24 protein-coding genes are annotated in these 20371 nt (G+C 64.1%); 17 read left to right on the plus strand and 7 right to left on the minus strand.

Translation table 11 applies throughout. The features are described 5' to 3' along the window. The first annotated feature begins 67 nt into the window (after nt 1–67). Both hemH and H6A16_RS08365 read left to right on the plus strand, forming a co-directional pair. Nucleotides 68–1057 (plus strand): ferrochelatase, encoded by a 990-nt coding sequence (gene hemH / locus H6A16_RS08360; protein ID WP_204618108.1) that lies wholly within the window; start codon nt 68–70, stop codon nt 1055–1057. 136 nt (nt 1058–1193) lie between these two features. Next, nucleotides 1194–1640 carry a zinc ribbon domain-containing protein gene (locus tag H6A16_RS08365; protein ID WP_204618111.1) on the plus strand — a complete coding sequence of 149 codons (447 nt, stop codon included), beginning with the start codon at nt 1194–1196 and terminating at the stop codon, nt 1638–1640. A gap of 84 nt (nt 1641–1724) precedes the next feature. Here H6A16_RS08365 and H6A16_RS08370 read toward each other — a convergent pair whose 3' ends face one another. The 4 genes from H6A16_RS08370 to H6A16_RS08385 form a co-directional block, all read right to left on the minus strand. Continuing rightward, on the minus strand, nt 1725–2450 hold the full coding sequence (locus tag H6A16_RS08370; protein ID WP_204618113.1) for an ABC-2 transporter permease: 726 nt from the start codon (nt 2448–2450) through the stop codon (nt 1725–1727). After that, nucleotides 2451–3371: an ABC transporter ATP-binding protein gene (locus H6A16_RS08375; protein ID WP_204618115.1), complete on the minus strand. Its 921-nt coding sequence runs from the start codon at nt 3369–3371 to the stop codon at nt 2451–2453. 39 nt (nt 3372–3410) lie between these two features. Beyond that, nucleotides 3411–3779, minus strand: a complete 369-nt coding sequence (locus tag H6A16_RS08380; RefSeq protein ID WP_204618117.1) for a GntR family transcriptional regulator — start codon at nt 3777–3779, stop codon at nt 3411–3413. 252 nt (nt 3780–4031) lie between these two features. After that, nucleotides 4032–4520 (minus strand): GNAT family N-acetyltransferase, encoded by a 489-nt coding sequence (locus H6A16_RS08385; protein WP_204618120.1) that lies wholly within the window; start codon nt 4518–4520, stop codon nt 4032–4034. A 60-nt stretch (nt 4521–4580) separates the two neighbouring features. Here H6A16_RS08385 and H6A16_RS08390 point away from each other — a divergent pair, with 60 nt between their 5' ends. Both H6A16_RS08390 and H6A16_RS08395 read left to right on the plus strand, forming a co-directional pair. Next, entirely contained in the window at nt 4581–5444 is an 864-nt protein-coding gene (locus tag H6A16_RS08390; protein WP_204618122.1) for an alpha/beta fold hydrolase, read from the plus strand. Nucleotides 5445–5507: 63 nt separating this feature from the next. After that, the gene (locus tag H6A16_RS08395; RefSeq protein WP_204618124.1) at nt 5508–5864 is read left to right on the plus strand and encodes a helix-turn-helix domain-containing protein; all 357 of its coding nucleotides are present in this window, start codon (nt 5508–5510) and stop codon (nt 5862–5864) included. A 285-nt stretch (nt 5865–6149) separates the two neighbouring features. On the opposite strand, the gene H6A16_RS08400 is transcribed toward H6A16_RS08395, so the two are convergent. Further along, a complete protein-coding gene (locus tag H6A16_RS08400; protein WP_204618127.1) occupies nt 6150–6560 on the minus strand; it encodes a hypothetical protein in 411 nt (136 codons plus the stop codon). A 130-nt stretch (nt 6561–6690) separates the two neighbouring features. On the opposite strand from H6A16_RS08400, the gene H6A16_RS08405 reads away from it, so the two are divergent. The 7 genes from H6A16_RS08405 to H6A16_RS08435 all read left to right on the plus strand — a co-directional run bounded on the left by H6A16_RS08405 (nt 6691) and on the right by H6A16_RS08435 (nt 14574). Next, nucleotides 6691–7416, plus strand: a complete 726-nt coding sequence (locus H6A16_RS08405; RefSeq protein WP_204618129.1) for a response regulator transcription factor — start codon at nt 6691–6693, stop codon at nt 7414–7416. A 147-nt stretch (nt 7417–7563) separates the two neighbouring features. Beyond that, nucleotides 7564–8586 carry an ABC transporter ATP-binding protein gene (locus H6A16_RS08410; RefSeq protein WP_204618131.1) on the plus strand — a complete coding sequence of 341 codons (1023 nt, stop codon included), beginning with the start codon at nt 7564–7566 and terminating at the stop codon, nt 8584–8586. Nucleotides 8587–8664: 78 nt separating this feature from the next. Beyond that, nucleotides 8665–9549: a hypothetical protein gene (locus H6A16_RS08415; protein WP_204618133.1), complete on the plus strand. Its 885-nt coding sequence runs from the start codon at nt 8665–8667 to the stop codon at nt 9547–9549. Nucleotides 9550–9648: 99 nt separating this feature from the next. Continuing rightward, nucleotides 9649–10539, plus strand: coding sequence for a sensor histidine kinase (locus tag H6A16_RS08420; protein WP_204618135.1), 891 nt, complete (start codon nt 9649–9651; stop codon nt 10537–10539). Nucleotides 10540–10621: 82 nt separating this feature from the next. Beyond that, nucleotides 10622–11725: an AI-2E family transporter gene (locus H6A16_RS08425; protein WP_204618137.1), complete on the plus strand. Its 1104-nt coding sequence runs from the start codon at nt 10622–10624 to the stop codon at nt 11723–11725. Between the two features lie 527 nt (nt 11726–12252). Continuing rightward, entirely contained in the window at nt 12253–13116 is an 864-nt protein-coding gene (locus H6A16_RS08430; RefSeq protein WP_204618139.1) for a hypothetical protein, read from the plus strand. Nucleotides 13117–13146: 30 nt separating this feature from the next. Then, complete coding sequence (locus tag H6A16_RS08435; protein WP_204618141.1) at nt 13147–14574, plus strand: MFS transporter; 1428 nt, start codon at nt 13147–13149, stop codon at nt 14572–14574. A gap of 61 nt (nt 14575–14635) precedes the next feature. On the opposite strand, the gene H6A16_RS08440 is transcribed toward H6A16_RS08435, so the two are convergent. Next, the gene (locus tag H6A16_RS08440) at nt 14636–15151 is read right to left on the minus strand and encodes a nitroreductase family protein (RefSeq protein WP_204618143.1); all 516 of its coding nucleotides are present in this window, start codon (nt 15149–15151) and stop codon (nt 14636–14638) included. A 158-nt stretch (nt 15152–15309) separates the two neighbouring features. Here H6A16_RS08440 and H6A16_RS08445 point away from each other — a divergent pair, with 158 nt between their 5' ends. The 3 genes from H6A16_RS08445 (at nt 15310) to H6A16_RS08455 (ending at nt 17289) form a co-directional block, all read left to right on the plus strand. Beyond that, the gene (locus H6A16_RS08445) at nt 15310–15597 is read left to right on the plus strand and encodes a nucleotidyltransferase family protein (protein ID WP_204618146.1); all 288 of its coding nucleotides are present in this window, start codon (nt 15310–15312) and stop codon (nt 15595–15597) included. Next, nucleotides 15581–15985, plus strand: coding sequence for an HI0074 family nucleotidyltransferase substrate-binding subunit (locus H6A16_RS08450; RefSeq protein ID WP_204618149.1), 405 nt, complete (start codon nt 15581–15583; stop codon nt 15983–15985). The genes H6A16_RS08445 and H6A16_RS08450 overlap by 17 nt, the downstream gene beginning before the upstream one ends. Before the next feature lie 65 nt (nt 15986–16050). Next, nucleotides 16051–17289, plus strand: coding sequence for an MFS transporter (locus tag H6A16_RS08455; RefSeq protein ID WP_204618151.1), 1239 nt, complete (start codon nt 16051–16053; stop codon nt 17287–17289). A 34-nt stretch (nt 17290–17323) separates the two neighbouring features. Here the strand turns inward: H6A16_RS08455 and H6A16_RS08460 are convergent, their stop codons facing one another. Continuing rightward, nucleotides 17324–17839, minus strand: a complete 516-nt coding sequence (locus tag H6A16_RS08460; protein WP_204618153.1) for an AAA family ATPase — start codon at nt 17837–17839, stop codon at nt 17324–17326. Nucleotides 17840–17993: 154 nt separating this feature from the next. Between H6A16_RS08460 and H6A16_RS08465 the strand changes: the two genes are divergently transcribed. The 3 genes from H6A16_RS08465 to H6A16_RS08475 all read left to right on the plus strand — a co-directional run bounded on the left by H6A16_RS08465 (nt 17994) and on the right by H6A16_RS08475 (nt 19984). After that, complete coding sequence (locus H6A16_RS08465; RefSeq protein ID WP_204618155.1) at nt 17994–18440, plus strand: GNAT family N-acetyltransferase; 447 nt, start codon at nt 17994–17996, stop codon at nt 18438–18440. Between the two features lie 84 nt (nt 18441–18524). Further along, a complete protein-coding gene (locus H6A16_RS08470; RefSeq protein ID WP_204618157.1) occupies nt 18525–19325 on the plus strand; it encodes a class I SAM-dependent methyltransferase in 801 nt (266 codons plus the stop codon). 38 nt (nt 19326–19363) lie between these two features. After that, entirely contained in the window at nt 19364–19984 is a 621-nt protein-coding gene (locus H6A16_RS08475) for a DNA-3-methyladenine glycosylase I (protein WP_204618159.1), read from the plus strand. Nucleotides 19985–20371 lie beyond the last annotated feature (387 nt).

A 20371-nucleotide genomic window follows, 5' to 3' on the forward strand; every position in this document is an offset into this window, starting at 1 on the left:
ATCTTCGTGCCAAACTGCTCGCGTCTTGCGGCTCACAATTGGAAGACGTTTTGCTATAGTCGGCTCCATGGACTGCTTGCATGAAAAAACCGGGGTCATCCTGATCAACACGGGGTCTCCCGCATCGCCGGATCCCGAGGACATCCGTTCCTATCTCATCGAGTTTCTCTCCGATAGGAACATCGTTCGCGTTCCCCATGCGATCTGGCTTCCCATTCTCCATGGAATCGTGGCGCGAAATCGTCCGAAGAAGACCGCTCCTCGGTATCGGCAGGTGTGGACGCCTGAGGGCGCACCCCTGCTTGTCGAGTCGCTCAAGCAGCGCGATGAGCTCAACGAGCGTATGTCCCGGGAGGGGCTGCCCTTCGTTGCCGAGGTCGGCATGCGCTACGGGTCGCCTTCCATCGAGGATGCCGTGGTGTCGCTGCGGCGCCAGGGGTGCACGCGGTTTCTTGGGTTCCCGCTCTTTCCGCAGACGGCAACCTGCACGGTAGGCACCTGTAAGGAGCGGTTTCTGAGCGTTGTCGCCCCCTCCGAGGTGGCGAGGGTCGTCGAGGGCTATGCGGACAACCCGCTCTATTGGGAAGCACTTGCCCGGTCGATCGCGGAGCGGTGGGAATGGCGCGCGGGGAGCAAGGTCCTGTTCTCGTTTCACTCGGTGCCCCTGAACGACGTCGAGGCGGGCGATACCTATCTCGATGAGGTTCGAGATTCGATGGGTCGGGTGGCCGAGCTCTTGGGGCTTTCCGTTGACGATTGGGCAGTCGCATTCCACTCGCGCTTCGAGGACTCGCGCTCGTGGGCGACGCCGCATCCCAACACGATTCTGGATGCCTGGGCGGACGAGGGTGTGGACCGAATCGCCCTCGTGACGCCGGGCTTCGCGTCCGACTGCCTCGAATCGCTGTACGACATCGCATCTGTCGCCAAAGGGCGGTTCGAGCAGTGCTGCCGGGCGCGCGGCGGGAATCCTGACGTTACCTACATTCCGGCACTCAATCATCGGGATGACCATATCGACCTGCTGCTTGACGAGATCAAGCGGGCGTTGCGGTAGCCGGGGAGTTGGTTGGCGCGGCGTGGCCGGTCGACAAGATGGGGCCAGGTTCAATCTTGTCGCAACAGGTTGTTGCTCGACGCGCTGGGCACCGCCGGCGACAATGGTGGCGGACCCGACCGAGAGGAGCCCCTCGATGATCATGCTGAAAGACGCCCTGTCCCGCCTGCGCCGCGAGCGCGGCCTCACCCAGGAAGAGCTGGCGCGCCGGCTCTACATCACCCGTCAGGCCGTGAGCCGCTGGGAGACGGGTGCCACGGAGCCGGGCATCGACATGATCAAGCTTATCGCGCGCGAGCTGGACGTGCCTGTGACGACGCTGCTCGACATGCCGGAGCACTACTGCCAGAGCTGCGGCATGATGTTCACCGGTCCCGACCAGCACGGTCACGAGGCGGATGGCGCCGAGGCCGAGGACTTTTGCCGCTGGTGCTACGAGGACGGCGCCTACACCTACGAGACCACGATGGAGGACATGATCGAAGACTGCGCCCCGCGCATGGCCGAGTTCATGGGCTGGACGCCGGACGAGTGCGCCTCGCTGCTCGGCGCGGTGCTGCCGACACTCAAGCGCTGGAAGTGAGCAGGCGACAAGATGGGGCCAGGTCCAAACTTGTCGCGAGATGAGGTGGAGTACGACAAGATTGTACCTGGCCCCAACTTGTCGCTACAGCTCGCGCTGCTCGTAGAGCTTGAGCGAGACGGCGGCGGAGATGCCGAGGATGATGCAGGCGACCACGATGGCGACGGCCATGCTCGTCACAACGCCGATAGGCGTCTCGATGAAGGCGAACAGGCCGCGGACCGCGTCGGCGATGCCAGCGAAGTTGTCGAGCCCGCCGGTGGCGCCCAGGATCACCATGGGGCCGATGAACAGGAACACGGAGATCATGGGGATCCATTGGGTCGCCTTCGTCTGGCCCAAGCGGAAATAGATCGGCGTCTCGATGCTCGCGACGGCAGATCCGATGATCGTGCAGACCGCGCAGGAGAACACCATCGCCTGCACGTTGTCCTGCGTAAGCCCGAGCGAGCTCGAGAGGTCTCCCGGCAGCGGGACCACGCCGGCGATCAGCGAGAGCGCGATCGTGGCGATGAAGCCCGCAAGCATACCCAGAAGCCCGAGCGTCGCGATGACGCCGTAGCGTCCGAGCACCACGTCGCGGCGGCTGACGGGCATGGTGAGCCGGTAGAGCCCCCAGTTGTTCTGCTCGTCGTATGCCGAGCCGGCGATGGTCCCCATGATGAGGTACATGCAGGTGAGCACGCCGGGGATGGCGACGATGCTCTGCATGCCCAGGCTCGTGCACAGGCCGACGAAGATGCCCAGGCCGAAGAGCTGACGGGCGTAGTCGCGGATAACGGTCATTTCAATCAGGTATGCGCGCTTCATCTATCGCACACCACCTTTCAGCGTCAGCGTCATGTAGTCGTCGATGGTCATGTGGTCGACGGGGATGTTGGGGAACTGCCGCGCAAACGCGAAGCGGTCGGGAACGAGTAGGTCGATGCCGTAGTCGTGCTTGCGGTAGCGAAGCTCGCGCTCGGGGATGATGCCGGATGCGGCGACCGCCTCGAACTCCGCCACGCGGCAGCGGGCGATGCCCATCTCGTCGGTGATCTCGTCCTTGGCGAGGTCGAAGACGATGCGTCCGCCCTCGATGCACAGCACGCGGTCGGCGATCTTCTCGAGATCGCTCGTGATGTGGCTGCTCATGAGCACCGCGTGGCCGGGCGTCTCCACGAAAGCGCGCAGGCGGTCGAGGATCTCGTCGCGCGCCATGGGGTCGAGGCCCGCTGTGGCCTCGTCGAGTACGAGCAGACGGGCGTCGTGGGACAGGGCGCAGGCGAGGCTGAGCTTCATGCCCATGCCGCGAGACAGGTCCTTTACCTGCTTGTTGGTGCCGAGGCCGAACTCGCGGACGAGCTGGTCGAACAGGTGCTGGCTCCACTGGCTGAACGCGCGGGCGTGCACACGGCCCACATCGGCCACGCGCAGGTGGCCAGGGATCGACACGGTGTCGAAGACGACGCCGATCTGCTCCTTGATGCATGCCCCCGTCGAGCCATGGGCGAGGTCGTTGACGTCGGTGCCCAGGATGCGAGCGGTGCCGCCGTCGAGGGTGGTGAGGCCGAGGAGGGCCTTGATGGTCGTCGACTTGCCGGCGCCGTTCTGGCCGACGAAGCCCACGATCTCACCCTCGTCTACGGTGAGGTCGACGCCTTGGAGCGAGAAGTCCTGGTAGTGCTTGGTGAGTCCGTGCGCCTCGATGAGGGGCGCGCCGGAGGTGATATCGGATGCCATAGCTGACATGGCCGGTCCTTTCTTGCGGCGTTCGCTTGCGGCGGGCGCCTATTCCAGTTCGAGCGCGAACATCTCGGTGAGCTCGGTGTCGGTGAGTCCCATGGCGCGGCCGGCGTCGATCGCGCGGGCCATGTGCGCCTCCACCTGGCGAAGCTGCTCTTCGCGGATGAGCTCGGCGTTGCCGCCGGCGACGAAGCTGCCCTTGCCTTGCACCGTCTCGATGAAGCCCGCGGCTTCGAGGTCGGCGTAGGCGCGCTTGGTGGTGATGGCGCTCACACGCAGGCTGTTGGCGAGCGCCCGGATGCTGGGGAGCTGCTCGCCTTCAGCGAGTTCGCCCGAGAGGATCGCGGTTTTGATGCTGTCCGTGATCTGCTCGTAGATGGGCTTGCTGCTTGCGTTCGAGATGATGATTTCCAAGATCGGATTCCTTTCGTGCCGCCCGGCAAGGCGTCCCTCGTCGGGGTGCCGCGTCCGCGGGCGTCCCCGTGCACGCGGCGGGGGAGGCGACTGACGTCGGCGTCGCATCCCCTTGGGTATAGTGTATATACCCGACAAGCACAGTATATACTCACCTATACACAGTTGCAACCGACAACTTGGGGCCAGGTCCAATCTTGTCGCCCGCGTGGGCGACAAGATTGGACCTGGCCCCAAGTTGTCGGTTGGCCGCTACAGTTCCTTGAGGTAGAAGCGGTCCATGGTGGTGTGGGCGGTGGGTACGGGCTGCTCGATGCGCTGGTAGCCGAGGCGTTCGTAGAGGCGGATGGCGGCGTCGAGCGCGGTGTGGGTTTCCAGATACAGTCGACGGTAGCCAAGCTCACGGGCGCGCGCTTCGACGGCTTGGGCGAGGGCGGCTCCCAGCCCCTTGCCCTTGGCCGCATCCTTCAGATAGATCTTCTGAAGTTCGGCGCACGCGTCCAGCCCGGGGAACTCCGCCAGGCCGGCGCCGCCCAGCACGGTGCCTGCGGCATCGGTCAGTATGAAGTAAGTGCGGCGATCCGGGGCGGCATCGTAGTAGGCGCTCAGGTGGTCGAGCTCCGGGTCAAAGTATGCGGTCCCGGGGATGTCCAGCCGGTGCGCCTCGAGATTCGCTCGGATGATGGCGGCGATCGCCGCGTCGTCGTTCGCCGTGATCTGCCGGATGATGATGTCGCTCACGATGCGCTCCTGTGTGGGAAAATGGTGCCTGTCCCTATTTTCCCACGATGGGAGAGGTTCATGGTCGGACAGGAGTTCTCAGCCGACGGCGGGGCCATCCGCTATTGGATATCATGCGCTTGTCCGAAAGCGCCGCAGCTCGTGTTCCTTCCGGGACTCACGGCGGACCATCGGCTTTTCGACAAGCAGATCGGGCATTTTGAATCGCGTGCGAGCTGCTTGGTGTGGGACCCTCCCTCGCATGGGTTATCGCGACCATTCAAGCTCGGGTGGAGCATGGCCGACCTAGCCCGGCTGCTACATGCGATTCTTCAACGCGAGGGATTAACACACCCCGTGCTTATCGGGCAGTCGATGGGCGGTTACGTTGCGCAAGCGTATCTCGATTTGTATCCAGGCGAGGCCGCTGGGTTCATCTCCATCGATTCCTGTCCGTTGCAGCGTGTGTACTACACGTCGGCGGAGCTGTGGGCGCTCAAGCACACGCGCGCGATTTACCAGTCGATTCCCTGGAAGATGCTGCTCGACATCGGCTCACGCGGCTGCGCGACCAGTTCGTACGGGCAGGAGCTTATGCGTCGGATGATGAGCGATTACTCTAAACAGGAGTACATCGATCTTGCCGTTTGCGGCTACCGGGCGCTCGCGGAAGCCGTGCTTGCGGACCGGCCGTACCGCATCGACTGCCCCGCACTTCTCATCTGCGGAGACCGCGACGCTGCGGGGTCGGCCAAGCGCTACAACCGAGCATGGGAAAGACGCGCCGGTCTTCCCATGAGATGGATCGAAGGTGCGGGCCATAACGCCAACACCGATGCGTCGGAGTACGTGAACAGGCTGATCGGCCAGTTCGTTGACAAGTTGGTGCCGGGTTCAATCTTGTCGCATGCTGCAACCGAAACGCAACCGCATGTAGCGCGATAGTTGCTGGGCATTTCGCGTGCTGCCGGATACGATGGAGGCGAAGTCCGGTAGGGAGGAGTTGCTATGGTGCCGTCAGGGTTCGAGGTAGTCATCATCGCCTCGTTGCTGCTCAGCCTTATTCCACCTGTCCTGTTCGTTGTCGTCTGCGTCTTCGCTATCAGATGGTTCTTGCGTCAGGAGAAAGCGGCAAAGGACCCCGTAGCGGTGGCGACGCGCCGCACCCTCGGCGAGGTGCTGCGCTCGCATCGCGAGGCCTGCCATATGACGCAGGAGCTCGTCGCCCAGCAGGTGGGCGTCAGCCGGCAAGCGGTGAGCAAGTGGGAACAGGGGGCGTCCGAGCCTTCGACCACGAATCTCATCAAGCTCGCGCGCGTGTTCAATGTGGACCCCGCGGATCTTTTGCGCGAGGTCGAGGGATGACGGCCGCATTCATGCGTGTTTTCGTCTGTTTGGGCGACATTCGAGGTGCTCTTGGATGAAACCGCCACTTTTGTACCGCGAGATGGTCACGGTAAGCTTCGAATGACCGGAAGCTATGCGCTGATTTGACCGTATTGCGCGATATGTCCGCTTGCTATCGTCACAATTTGGCGCTGCAGCGGAAGTGCAGCGGTACAAAAGTTGCGGTTTCATCCAAGAGCTGGTGAGTGATCCACGGCGGCAGTCTGCGAAAGGCGTCGAAAGCGTTCAGAATGCCTCTTTGACTCAGGGCTGCTTCTGATTTGCGTCTCCCTGACGCTGCGCGTTGGCGGGCCTTTGCCGCATGACGCGCTTCTTGGGCGCGCGGGCGGCCTGCTCGGCACGCTTCAGGCGCTCGACGGCGGCAAGGGCCTCGGCGCCGGGGTCGGCGGGCTCGCCAGCGGCAGATTCGCCACGCCGGGCACGCCGTTTTCCGGCTGCCATGCGCTTCAGCGTCTTCCGCTGCCCACGGAAGATCAAGACGAGCGCGATGACGATAATCAGCGCATAACCGATGCCGTCGAAGTCGTAGTAGACGATCGTGCCTTCCGAGGTGGTCTTTTGCACAAGGCCCATGTCGGCCCACGCGCAAGCGGGAAAAGCCAACATCGCCGCAACTGAAGAAATCGCGGCCTTTGCAAGCGTCTTGCCGATCATCGTGCTCCTTCGCGGCATCCGGGATGGTTCACCTGTCACCAGAATAGCGACAAGATGGTGCCAGGTACAATCTTGTCGCTGTCATAATGATGACAGCTGAACCCGTCCCAACTGTCGTAAGGGGGCTTATATGGCGGCAACGCGCGTGCTGATCGTCGAGGATGATGCCGATATCAACCAGATCGTCGCCACGCATCTGGCGCGGCACGGCATGGACTGCACACAGGCGTTTTCAGGCAGCGAGGCGCGGCTGCTCGCCAGCGGCGACGAGTTTCCCTTTGACATCGTGGTCTCCGACCTTATGCTGCCGGGCCTGAATGGTGAGGAGCTCGTCGCCCTCATCCGCGAGCGCGACGCGCGCGTACCCATCATCGTCATCTCGGCGCGCACGGCGGCATCTGACCGCATCGACCTGCTGAAGCTCGGGGCGGATGACTACCTTACCAAGCCGTTCGACCTCGATGAGCTCGTGGCGCGCATCGAGGTGCAGCTACGGCATCGCGGGCTTGCCGGTGCGGGCAACGATGCCGGTGGCGCAACGGCCGGCGCGTCGTCGAGCGTGCTGACCTTCCGTGCCTGGGAGCTCGATCCCGAGGCGCATACGTTCACGGTCGCGGGCGAGCCCGTTGAGCTCACACGCATCGAGTTCAACATCCTGCACGCGCTCATCTCCCACCCCAAGCGCGTCTTTTCCAAACAGGAGCTGTTCGAGCGTGCATGGGGAGAGCCCTATGCTGCCGACGACAACACGGTGAACGTGCACCTGTCAAACATCCGCGCGAAACTCAAGGCGAGCGGCACCGACGGCTACATCAAAACCGTGTGGGGAATGGGCTTCAAGCTGCAGGAAGACTAAGGCAGAGGCCTCGCGTCGCAAAAGCATGACACTGGGCCCCGTCCTACCTGTCATGCTTTAGGGTTTCTTAAATGTTGGATAAGACCTGCTCAAAGGTTGGCTTCCATACTCGTAGGCAACAGATGGAAACGACAGATGGGAGCAACCATGAACGCGATCGATATCCGCGGTCTCACCAAGCGGTACGGGAAAACCTTCGCCGTCGATCACCTGAACATGCGGGTGGTCTCAGGCGACATCTACGGCTTCGTGGGCAAAAACGGCGCCGGCAAGTCGACGACCATGAAGATGATCGCCGGCCTCACGACGCCGACCTCAGGCGAGCTCGCACTGTTCAACAGCGTGAGCGCCGGCCAGGGCCGTGCCGGCAGCTTCTCGGCTGCGCCCTCGCGCATCGGCGCGCTTATCGAGGAGCCGGGTGTCATGCCCAACTTCTCGGCAGGCGAGAACCTGATGATGAAGGCGCTTGCCATGGGCGTCGTGCGTCCGCGCAAGCAGGTGGTCGAGCTGCTTCAGCTCGTGGGTCTCGAGGCGGCGGGCTCGCGCAAGGTCAAGAAGTTCTCGCAGGGCATGAAGCAGCGCCTGGGTCTCGCGCTTGCGCTCGTTGGCTCGCCCGACCTGCTGCTGCTCGATGAGCCGTTCAACGGCATGGACCCCGAGACCACGCGCGACCTGCGCCGTGCGCTCGTGCGGCTCAACCAGGAGCGCGGCGTGACCATCGTGATCTCGAGCCACGTGCTCGACCAGCTCATGCGCGTGTGCACGCGCTTCGGCGTCATCGCGGCAGGCCGCATGGTGCGCGAATTCACCGATGAGGAGCTGCACGCCACCTGCGGAAGCTCGGTGCGCGTACGGACCGCCGATCCCGCCCGCGCGCTGGCAATCCTCGAGGAGCGTCTGGCGGGAGCGACCTTCCGCATGGAACCCGACCAGGCCATCGTGGTCAGCGGGGGAGCGCGGAGTGCCGCCGCATCCTTCGGCGGCGCATCGACCGATCCTGCGGCATCCGGCGCGCCTTCGGTCGAGGACGTGTCCCGCATCCTGCACGAGGCAGACCAGGTGGTGCTCGAGCTTTCGGTGCTCGAGCGCGACATCGAGGATTACTTCGTGGAGCTCATGGACGGCGGCGCCTCTGCGGCGCCCGGTCCGAGCCCGGTCGATAGGAGGTAGTCGTGCTCGATTGCCTGATCGACCTCCTCGTCGAACTCGTACCGTCCCTCTTCTCGCGTCGCAAAGGCAGGTAACACCATGCTGAACCTCATCAAATCCGACCTCTACCGTATCACTCGCCCGCGCGGCCTGCGCGGCAGCTTCTGGCAGTACGGCATCGCGATCCTTGCCGCCTACGGGATCGTCGTGGCACTCGTGGCCTTCGCGAACAGCCAGGTGTTTCTCGACATGACGGGCGGCACCATCGGCGATGTGGTGACGAAGACCTCGCTCACGGTGTATTTCGCCGACATGCTGAACGGCCTCGTGCCGCTCTGCGTGGCGTTCATGGCGGTTGAGCACGCGCTTGCCGAGTTTAAGAACGGCTACATCAAATCTGTGCTCTCGGCGCGCTCGGGCCGCCTCTCGTACATCACGGGCAAGCTGCTGTTCGTGGGCGTGCTGTCTGCGCTCATGATTATCTTCTCGACGCTCGTCGTGCTGGCGTGCCTGCCGGTGATGACCGCCGGTCACCCTGTCTTCAACACGGTGGACGGACCGCTCGAGGTCATTGGCTGGTTCGTAGGCTTCTGGCTCAACACCTGGGCGCTTGCCGCGTGCTCGCTCATCCTCGTGTACGCGACCCGCGTGAGCCCGGTGAGCTATATCGGCGCCTTCTGCTTCTGCGCCTCTGTTGTGCCGCAGACGCTCATGGGCCTCGCGTACTCCACCGGCGGTATCCTGAGCGTGCTGCAGCCGATTCGCCCGGTGCTCGAGACCCTCGCCGCTTGGATACCCTCCACGGCGCTCAGCAATCTGAGCCAAGGCGGGCAGCTGTTCCTCAACGCGTCGCTTGGCATCTGGGGAGAGACGGGCTACGCCTTCACCATCGCCCCCGGCATCCAGACGGTACTCACGGGCATCATCTGGATCGTTCTCGCCGGCGCTCTCGTGCTCGCCATCTCTCGCAAGCGCGATATCTAGTGGGACAATAGAGGCGGTCCCTATCCTTAGGGAAGTACGGGGCAGCTCCCGCGCATAAGCAGCGCCGGGAGGTGCCCCTTTCAGATAACTGGAGGAGCCATGGACACCAGCCTGCTTGCCATCGTCCTGCTCGTGGTCGGGTTGGGCATGGGCGCGCTGCTTGCCGGGACGCGTTACCTGGGCGAGCTGCGCCGCATCGCGCGCTTTCTGCGCGGACGCGATCCGCAGAGCAACGCACGCGTGACGGCGGGCGGGGCTCCGGGCGTGACGGATCTGGCCGACGCCGTCAACGCCGAGCTCGACCGCAGTGCGCAGGCGCATATCGAAGCGGTGCGTCACCAGCAAGAGTTTCAGCGCGATCTCTCGGCGCTCTCGCACGACATTCGCACGCCGCTCATGGGCGCCAAGGGCTACCTGCAGCTTGCGCGCGACGAGGAAGATCCTGGCCAGCGCGCCCGGCACCTGGATGCCGCGGCGGCGCGCATCGACGCCACGACGGAGCTGCTCGACCAGCTTTTCGCCTACACAAAGTCGACCGATCCCGACCTGGCGCTCAAGATGGAACCCGTGGCGCTTAAGCCCTTTGTGGAAGAGATCCTGCTCGGGCAGTATCCGGCTTTCGAGGAGCGCGGCTGGGAGCCGCAGATCGCCTTCGAGGATGCCGCGGCGACCCTCGAGGCCGACCGCGAGGCGCTCGCGCGCATCCTCACGAACCTTGTGGTCAATGCGTTGCGCCACGGCTCGTCGGCGCCGATGATCTCCCAGAGAACGGAAAACGGCCGGGTCCTCCTTGGCATATCCAATGCCGTGGAAGACCCGACCGCTATCGATCCGGATCGGTTATTTGATCGCTTTTACCAGGCGGATTCCGCCCGCGGCGCCAAGGGGAGCGGCCTTGGTCTATCCGTCGCGGCAAACCTCGCCCGCGCCATGGGGATGGAGCTTTCCGCCGAGCTCGCGGGCAACATGCTCACCATCACGCTCGGGTGACAAGTTTGGACCTGGCCCCATCCTGTCGTACGAGTGGGTATGATGAAACGAAACGCCTGGCTAGTCTTCAAGGGGAGCAGCTATGAACCAACCGAGCGGGCGCACGATCGCCCTGGTCGCGCTTGCGGTCTTCGCGGTGTACCTCGGCATCTACTACTGGCCGAATATCGCAGGCTTCATCGGGCTCATCGCGAGCGCGGTGGCGCCGCTTGTGCTGGGGCTCGTGCTCGCGTACCCGCTGAACATCCTCATGAGCTTCTACGAGCGGCATTTCCTGGCGCGCAGCGAAAGCCCGGTCGTGGCGCGCGTGCGTCCGGGCGTCTGCCTGGTGCTCGCGCTTCTTACGCTTGTCGTGGTGGCGACGGGCGTCATGTGGCTCGTGGTGCCCCAGCTCATCGAGTGCGTGAAGCTGCTTATCGACGAGGTCCCCGTGGCGGCGGTCGCCCTGTTCGACTGGCTCGAGGAAAGCGACCTCATCACGCCTGACCTTGTGAACAGCGTGACGGCCTCGCTCGAGGCGTTCGACTGGCGCACACGCGCCAGCGAGCTTGCCGGCGTGGTGATGTCCGGTGTGGTCGGCGCGGTGTCGGGCGTGGTGTCCGGCACGGCGACGTTCTTCCTGGCGGTCATCTTCTCCATCTTCGTGCTGCTCAACAAGAGGCGCCTTGCCATCCAGCGCGATCTGATCATGGAGCGTTACCTGAGTGCGCAGACGCTCTCGCGCGTGCGCTATGTGCTCGGCATCGCTGACGACTGCTTCCATCGCTTCCTCGTGGGCCAGTGCACCGAGGCCGTCGTGCTCGGCGTGCTGTGCGCGCTCGGCATGTTCGCGCTGCAGCTGCCCTATGCGCTCATGATCGGTGCGCTGACGGCGTTCATGGCGCTCATTCCCATCGTCGGCGCGCTGCTGTCGGGGGCGGTCGGGGCGTTTTTGATCCTCATGGTGTCGCCTGTGCAGGCGCTGATCTTCCTGATCTTCATCGTGGTGCTACAGCAGCTCGAGGGCGACCTCATCTATCCGCACGTCGTGGGCTCGTCCATCCAGCTGCCGGGCATCTGGGTGCTCGCTGCGGTCACGGTGGGCGGCGGCGCCTTCGGTATCGCCGGCATGTTCGTGGGCGTGCCGCTCGCCGCCGTCGCCTACCGCCTGCTGCGCAACGACGTCTACGGCGTCGCGCCCCGGTAGGTTTCGTGCGATTGCGCCGGAGGGCGCCTTGGGCGGTTCAATATCGTGGCCAATGACGACACGAGGGCGCTGGCGGCAGCGGTCTACCCGCTCATTTGGCGGGCGCGTGAATTATGGAGGCCGTTTTCAGCGTTTTTTACTGGAGGGGTCCGGTATACCCTGGAATCCGGGCGAAGGTCTCCGATAAAACCCCAGGTAGAACGCTTGGACATTCAGGCAATTGGTCGGTCTACTGAAGGGCTGTCGAAAGATTCGCTGAAAACGGCATTCATAATTCTGCAATGCGCTCATTTGTGCCCGTCGGCTTTGCAGTTGCTCACCATTTTCGCCTGGGTTCATAATCGGCGGCATGCCACCGAGGCCCTCCTGTTCTGTGCCCGTACGCCGTTTTCGCGCGGATTCGACTGGGGTGAAGCCCACAAGGAACATGTTGCTCCCCGCAAGCGCGACGCGCGCGTGGCACCCGCTTTCCCGCTCGCCCGGTATCATAAAGATGGGCCGTTTTGTCGAAGTGGGGAGGTGCGCGCATGCGGGTTATCGTCGAGACGCAGGGCCGTGCGCGCGCACGGCTGCGCACGCGGGTGCGCCGCTCGCTCGTCCGCGCGTTTCGTAGACTCGCCGGCGTGCCTACGCGTGCTGCCGACAACGACATCACGGTTCGGCGGGTGTCGCGCGTGGGTTCCGTTGTCCGCAGCGTCGTGCCGCACCCGCTTGTCGAGAACGCGCGGGTCCGCGCAATGGCGACCGGCCTGATCATCGGCAGCATCCACGTGGTGTTCGCCGTGGCTAATGTCGTTCTTGCCCTCCTTGCGCGCTCGGTTTGGGCGCTGTCCGTGGGCTTGGTCATCGCCGCGCTCAACGTGGGCAAGTCGTATTTGGCGTCGGGCGCTCTCATGAGCGTCGCGATCGATTCGAGCTACGAGACCGAGGAATCGCTGCTGCGCTGCCGCCGCGTCGGAATCGCGCTCGTGCTCGTGATTCTCGCCATGTCGGGCACGGTGGCACGCCTGGTGCTTCAGGGGTTCGGCGGCGAGTACCCCGGTGCGCTCATCTATGTGTACGCTGCCTACGCGCTCATCCAGATCCTCATCGCGCTCGTGAACCTCGTGCGCGCCCGCCGCGAGGAGACGCTTGCGGTCAGGGGCGTGCGCGCCTTCAACCTGGCGAGCGCCCTCATATCGGTGTTCGCCCTGCAGACGGTGCTGCTCTCGCGCGTCGATTGGGAACTGCTGCCCGATACCGTGTCGCGCAGCGTGGTAGAGGGCGGCTTGGGAGGTTTCGTCTGCCTGTGCATGGTAATCATAGGCCTGCGGCTCGCGCTTGCGGCTAATGCGCGCCTGGTCGAGCGCCGGCGGGGCGACGTACACTATCGCAGGCGCTCAGTTAGGTAGCCCGCATGCGGGTAGATAAGGAGTTACGACATGAGCGATGAGATGACGGCACCATCGAGGCCCGGTCGCGCGCCACGCCGCGGCTTGGCGCTGTTCGCCATCCTGTGCATGACCTTCATGGAGGTGCTCGACGGCACCATCGTCAACGTGGCGCTTCCCACCATGCAGGCGGAGCTTGGCGTCGAGGCGACCGAGATCCAGCTCGTGGCGAGCGTGTTTTTGGTGGTGACCTGCGCCTTCCTGCTTGTGTTCGGCCGGCTGGGCGACATGCTCGGCAAGGTGCGCGTCTTCCAGACGGGCGTCGTGCTGTTCACGGTGGGCTCGGCGCTCTGCGCACTGTCGACGACGCTGCCCGTCCTCGTGGCGGCGCGCGCCGTGCAGGCGCTTGGCGTGGCATGCAGCCTCGCCAACAACCAGGGCATCATCACGGAGCTCTTCGCCGAGAGCCGCGGCCGCGCGCTGGGCTTGGTTGCCACGTTCACCGCGCTCGGCGCCATGGCGGGCCCCACGGTCGGCGGCGTGCTCGTGTCGATGTTTCCCTGGGAGTCGATCTTCGTGATCAACATTCCCATCGGCATCCTGTCGTTTGCGATCGGCGCTATCGCCCTGCCCAACCAGCGCCCTGCGGAGAAACGTGCGCTCGACGTGCCCGGAGCGCTGCTCGTCGTGCCCGCCATCCTGCTCGTGTTCGCCGCCATCACGCTTATGGAGGACGGTGCTGGCCCGATGGAGTTCGGCATGCTCGCGGGTGGGCTGGCGCTGGTGGCGGCGTTCATCGCGGTGGAGCGCCGCGCAGCCGAGCCGCTTGTGCAGCTGCGGATCTTTCGCAACGCGAGCTTCGACATCGACCTCATCGCGATGGTGCTCGTGTTCCTGGGGCTCTCCGGCGTGACGATTATCATGCCGTTCTACCTGCAGAGTGCGCTTGGCCTTGAGCCCGGTGTGGCGGGCCTCGTGATGGCGTGCTATCCGCTTGTCAACGCGACGATCGGCACGCTCTCGGGCGCCCTGTCCGACAGGATCGGCTGCATCAAGCCGACGCTTGCCGGTCAGGTCGTCTTCGCCCTCGGCCTGCTTGGGCTCTCGACGCTCGCGCTCGACACGCCGATTGCGCGGATCGTGCCCATGCTCATGTTCACCTCGCTCGGCAGCGCCATGTTCCAGAGCCCCAACAACTCGCTGATCATGGGTCACGCTGAGCCCGAGATGCTCGGCTTCGTGGGGTCGCTCGGCAACCTCATGCGCTATCTGGGTCAGTCGCTCGGCATCACCATCTCCACAGGCGTGCTGTATGGCACCATGAGTGCCGAGGCGGGCTATCGCGTGTCGAGCTTCGTGGCGGACCGGCCCGAGCTCTTCATGCATGGCCTGGCGACGGTGTTCCATCTGCTGGCGGCACTCGTCGCCGCGGCGCTGGCCATCTCGCTCGTGCGCACCCTGGTGATCGACCGGAAGTGACAAGTTGGGACCAGGTACAAACTAGTCGCGACAAGTTTGTACCTGGCCCCTTCTTGTCGTTTTAGCGGTAGGTGACGGTCTCCTCGAGCGGCTTGCGGCTGGCGTGGTTCGCGAGCGGACCCGTGCCCTCGGCGGCAAAGCCGAGGTCGAGCAGCATGAGGATCTCCTCGTTGTCGGGCAGGCCGAGCTTCGCCTTGGCCTCGGCGGGATCGAAGCGGTTGAGCCAGCAGCTGTCGACGCCCTCGTTCGTAGCGGCGAGGATTATGTGCGTCGCCACGATCGCCGCGTCCTCGATGCCCGAATCGCGCTCGTCGCCCGGGTAGGTGTAGACGTTCTTCGTGTCGAAGGCCACGACGAGCACGGTCGGCGCGCCATAGCGGCACGGGGTGAGCTCGTCGATCAGGGCGAGGTCGGCATCGCCCTGCAATACGTAGATGTGCTGCTCCTGCAGGTTCTTGGCCGTAGGCGCCACGCGGCCCGCCTCGAGGATGGCCGTGAGCTGCTCGGGCGTCACCTGACGCGCGGAATCGTACTCCTTGCAGGAATACCGGCTCTTGATCACATCGCTGAATTCCATACCATCGCATCCTTTCATGACAGGTAGGACGTGCTCCAGTGTCATAATCTTACGCCCGATCAAGCAGCGACAAGATGGGGCCGGGTTCACTCTTGTCGGTATGCCGCTCATCAAATCGCCCTGCCATCAGATATGATTGGGTGGACGAAGGAGGGCATATGCCGACGATCGAGCGGACTTACGAGGACATTCGTGCCTTCGCGCGGGCGCGAGGGGTTGAGCGGGTCGTGCTCTTCGGTTCGCGTGCTCGGGGCGATAATGCCCCGAAAAGCGACCTTGATATCGCGTTTTCCGGTGGGGATGCGGCTGGATTCGAAGAGGACCTGCAGGAGCGTCTCTGGTCGCTGCTGGAGGTCGATGTCGTTAATCTTGATGAGCAGATATCGGACGAGCTGCGCTCGGAGATCGCCCGGGATGGAAAGGTGCTGTATGAAGCGATTCGATAGCTACGCGTCCGCTTTGTCGGTCCTTAAGACTGCGCATGAGCAGGATCTTGCGAACGAGTTCATCCAAGGCGGCGTCATCGACAAGTTCTTCGTGCAGTTCGAACTCGGGTGGAAGCTGTTCAAACAGCTTCTGTCGTACGAGGGCGATCCCGTTTCGGCAAGCGGCTCGCCGCGAGACATCATAAAGGTTGCCTATCGGTATTTCGACTGCATGGATGAGGATACCTGGCTGTGCATGCTGCGCGATCGCAATAACACGTCGCATGAATACGATTCCACCAAGGCAAGAGCTTTAGTGGATGTCATCATCGAGCGCTACATTCCAGAATTCCAACACGTAGAAGACTGTTTGCGCGAACGGTATGGTAAGCTACTCGATCGTATGTAGCCGTAGCGAAAGGGCGGGGGCGAGCTTTGTCGCCCGAGCGTCTGCTGAACAACAAGGGGGATCTCATGGCCAATCGGTCGTGGCAGGCGAAGCTCGCCTGCGTGTGGGTCGGTGAGCTCGTCTCGGTGCTCACGAGCTCCATTCTGCAGATGGGCTTCATCTGGCATATCACGCTCGCGACGAATTCCGCGAGCATGCTGTCGCTGGCGTCGCTCGCGGGCTTTCTGCCGCTGGCGCTGTTCGGAACCTTCGCCGGCGCCATCGTGGACCGGCTGCCGCTCAAGCGCGTGCTCATCGGCGCCGATCTGTTCATCGCCGCGGTGAGCGGCGTCGTGGCGCTCGTGTCGGCGATGGGCGCGCTACCGGTTTGGGTGGTCATCGCGGCGCTGTTCTTCCGAGCCATCGGCAGCGCTTTCCACACCCCGGCGTTCCAGACGCTGACGCCGCTTGTGGCGCCGGCCGAGCACCTGACCCGCCTGGCGGGCGTCACGCAGGCGGTGCAGTCGGGCGGCTACATCCTGGGCACGGCCCTCGCGGCGGTGATCTACCCGCTGTGGGGTTTCACGGCGATGATTGCGCTCGATGTCGCCGGCGCGCTGTTCGCCACGGTAGCCGTGCTCGCGGCGCGGCTCGACGCGGGCGGCGCGCAGACGACGACGGGGGAGGGCCGCGTCGGCGTCGCCGCGCAGGTCCGCGCGCTCATGGGCGAGACGGCCGCCGGATATCGCGTGCTGCGCGGCTATCGCGGCCTGTTCGCGCTGCTGTGGTGCGGCTTCGTGTTCACGCTTGTGTTCTCGCCCATCGCGGCGCTCTTTCCGCTCATGACGCTCGACCACTTCGGCGGCACCACGACCGACGCGGCGACCGCCGAGATCGTGTTCTCGGTGGGCATGATCGCCGGCTCGGCGCTGCTCGCCTCGACGGGCGGCTTCAGGAACCGCGCGCTCACCGTGGTGGCGGCCACGGCTCTCTACGGTGTTGCGACTTTCGTGGCGGGTATGCTCGGCGCGAACGGCTACCTGCTGTTTTTGGCGATGAGCTTCCTCATGGGCCTGAGCTCGCCGTTCTATTCCGGCCCGCAGACCGCGCTCATGCAGGAGAAGATTCCGCCCGAGTACCTGGGCCGCGTGTTCGGCCTGTATGGCGCCATCATGTCGTGGGCGATGCCGGTGGGCCTTGCGGTTTCGTCGCTGTTCGCCGACGCCGTGGGCGCGCCGGTCTGGTTTGCGGGCGCGGGCGTTGCGATGGCGCTGCTTGCCGTGGCGACCTGGGCGATCCCCAGCATCCGTACGATTGAGGATTAGCCGACAAGATGGAGCCGACAAGATGGGGCCAGGTTCAATCTTGTCGCATACGCTCGAGATAGTCGTCCGCCTCCGCGTGCGAGCGGAAGGTGACCAGCCGGCACCCCGCGGGGCGGGTTCCAAGGGTTTCGAGCAGCTGTGGGCGCTGTTCGACGGGAAAGCGGCGGATGTAGTCGACGAATTCGGGGTCGAGTTCAGACTCGACCCAAGGCAGGTCCTCGCGCGGGTGCCCGATGCGCGCGGCGGCTCCGGCAAGGCAGGTGGCGGTCGGCAGGTCGAACAGAAACGCGGTGTCCGCCCGGGCGAGGCGCCGTTCGAGCGTGCGCAGGTAGTTGCCGTCGATGACCCAGCGGTCGCGCGCCAGCTCCGCATCGAGGCTGCGGTCGAACTCCTCATGTGTCACGTGCGTGCCGTCCGGCTTGTGCCAGATCATGTCGAGGTGGACGAGCGGCAGGCCGAGGCGGTCGCAAAGCCGGCGTGCAAAGGTGCTCTTGCCGGCGCCGGGACAGCCCGCGACAAGGACGCGATTTGGAGTTGGGTTTTCGCTCACGGGGCTCCTTTTCGACGGTCGACGGTTGGCGGCTTGCTGGCCCGACTGGCGTGCATCTTACGGTAGCATGATGCGGGAACAACGCGTCTGAGCGCCAAGCGACAAGATTGAACCTGGCCCCATCTTATCGGTTACGGGAAAGGGGAGCGGGTCTATGTTGCATATCGTTGAGATCGAAGCGGCGGATCGCACGCCTGAGCTCGTGGATGCGCTCTGCGCGGTGTGGGAGGGCGCCGTCCGCGCGACGCACGATTACCTGCCTGCGGGCGAGGTCGAACGCATCGGCGCGATGGTCCCGCAGGCCATCGCGGGTGTGCCGACGCTGCTCGTGTGCATGCGCGACGGCGAGCCGGTCGGGTTCCTCGGCATGGAGGGCACCTTCATCGAGATGCTTTTCGTGTCGGCTGCCTGCCGCGGGCAGGGTATCGGCTTCGGCTTGGTCGAGCGCGCGATCTCCGAGCACGGTGCGACCGAGGTCTCCGTCAACGAGCAGAACCCGCAGGCAGTTGGCTTCTACGAGCGCATGGGGTTTGCGACCTACCGCCGCACCGAAACTGACAGCGAGGGCGCGCCCTATCCGCTGCTGTTCATGCGCCGCTAGCAGAAAGAGCATGACAGTTAGGACGGGGCCAGCTGTCATACTTATGACAGCTGGCCCCGTCCTAACTGTCATGAAGGAGCGGATATGGGATTGCAGAAACATGGGGGTACGGGCGCGGAGGATACCGCCCCGACCGATTCGTATACCGATCTGAACGCGCGGATCATCGACCAGTGGATTGAAGGCGGCTGGCAGTGGGGGACGCCCATCTCGCACGAGCGCTACGAGGCGGCGCTCGCGGGCGACCGGTCCATGGTGCTCACGCCCACGCGCGAGGTTCCGCGCAGCTGGCTGTTCGACGACATGCGCGGGATCCGCGTGCTCGGCCTTGCGGCCGGCGGCGGCCAGCAGATGCCGATCTTCGCGGCGATGGGCGCCGCGTGCACGGTACTCGACTACTCCGAGAAGCAGATCGCCTCGGAGCGGCTTGTCGCCGAGCGCGAGGGCTACGAGATCCGTACCGTGCGCGCCGACATGACGCGCCCGCTGCCTTTCGAGGACGGGGAGTTCGACCTCATCTTCCATCCGGTGTCCAACTGCTACATCGAGAAGGTCCTGCCGGTCTGGCGCGAGTGCTTCCGCGTGCTGGCGCCGGGCGGCCGCCTGCTGGCGGGTCTCGACAACGGGTTCAACTACGTGGTGGACGATGATGAGGGGCGTATCGTGCGCGGCCTGCCGTTCAACCCGCTGCGCGACCCCTCGCTCATCCCCGAAGGGGAGCTCGCCGACTGGGGCGTGCAGTTCTCGCACACGCTCGACGAGCAGATCCGTGGGCAGATCCAGGCGGGCTTCCGCCTGCTCGACCTGTACGAGGACACCAATGGCGAAGGTCGCCTGCACGAGCTGGGCATCCCCACCTTCTGGGCAACCTGTGCCGAAAAGTGACAAGATGGTGCCAGGTACAATCTTGTCGGGGGGTGACCATGTCGTACTGCGATTGGGATAGATCGAGCGAGATCACGCGCCGCTACCACGACGAAGAGTGGGGCGTGCCGCTGCACGACGATATCGGGCAATTCGAGTTCCTCTCGCTTGAGGTCATGCAGTGCGGACTCAATTGGAACATGATGATGGCGAAGCGTGAGATCCTGCGTGGATGCTTCGACGGCTTCGACTACGATCGCGTGGCGGCGTACGGTGAGGACGACGTAGAGCTCATCTTGGCGACGCCGGGGATGATCCGTTCGCGTCGCAAGGTCGAGGCCATCATCAACAACGCGCAGCGCTTTCTGGAGGCGCGCGCGGAGTTCGGCAGCTTCTCGGCCTACCTGTGGGGCTTTTCGGACAACAAGACGATTCTTTACCACAAGCATGCCCAGGGTTACATCCCGGTGAGCAACGGGCTTTCGGCGAAGATCTCGAAGGACCTCAAGCGGCGCGGTTTCAAGTACCTGGGCCCCGTGGTCGTCTACTCGCACCTGCAGGCGTGCGGCATTATTAACGACCACGCCGAGGACTGCCCGCGCTACCGGCAGATCAACGATGCTCACCCCACGGTCGAGCGCCGTCGCTACCTCGAGCGCGATATCCGCCACTACGGCTGACATGCAAGTTTGGGGACAGGTCCCAAACTTGCATCTATGTCCCGGCTTCTGCGGGGCCCCATCACTTCTCGCGACGTGTGCCTCGATTCGCATCGGCGCTGGAGCCGGGTTCTTTTGTGCTTTGCCGCCAGCGATTCGGCTCGTTTTGGCCCTGCCGGCCCTCCCGTAAGGCCCATGTGGGCAATCTCCCCAGATATGTACTATTCGGTTGGCGACACACCTCGATGAGACATGGAATCGCAATATGAAATATTGCGATTCCCCGAGAATAACAGGTGTGAGCTTCTGTCCCGCCACTTCGAACCCCTATTTCTCCCTCCGGACCGGCGAAAAAAGATACATATCTGGTCAGATTGTCCAGCTCCCGACCACGAGGCCCAATGATGA

Source organism: Collinsella tanakaei (genome assembly GCF_016900375.1).
Classification (GTDB): domain Bacteria; phylum Actinomycetota; class Coriobacteriia; order Coriobacteriales; family Coriobacteriaceae; genus Collinsella.